This is a genomic window from Mesorhizobium sp. M3A.F.Ca.ET.175.01.1.1, assembly GCF_004791945.1.
GTDB lineage: Bacteria > Pseudomonadota > Alphaproteobacteria > Rhizobiales > Rhizobiaceae > Mesorhizobium.
On the sequence record NZ_SRTP01000250.1, the window covers coordinates 1 to 321 of the forward strand.

Consider the following 321-nt stretch of genomic DNA (forward strand, 5'->3'; position numbering starts at 1 on the left):
CTGGGATTCCGGCCCGGTCGCCGTCTTCTATCGCCGCGACTTCTACGAGAAGGCCGGCGTCGATCCGGCCTCGATCAAGACCTGGGACGATTTCATCGCCGCCGGCAAGAAGATCCAGGCCGCCAATCCAGGCGTCTCGATGACCAATGCCGATTTCAACGGCGACACCGAATTCTTCCGCATGATCTCGAACGAACAGGGCTGCGCCTATTTCGCCGAGGACGGCCAGTCGATCACGGTCAATCAGCCGAAATGCGTCGACGCCATGACCAAGGTCAAGGAGATGAAGGACGCCGGCATCGTCACTTCGGCCGACTGGTC

Annotated in this window: 1 protein-coding gene; it reads left to right on the forward strand. The window is 60.7% G+C overall.

Annotated elements, in window-relative coordinates; translation table 11 throughout:
- Positions 1-321, forward strand: a 321-nt coding sequence (locus EN818_RS31540; RefSeq protein WP_135906704.1) for an extracellular solute-binding protein, incomplete at both ends; no start/stop codon positions are given.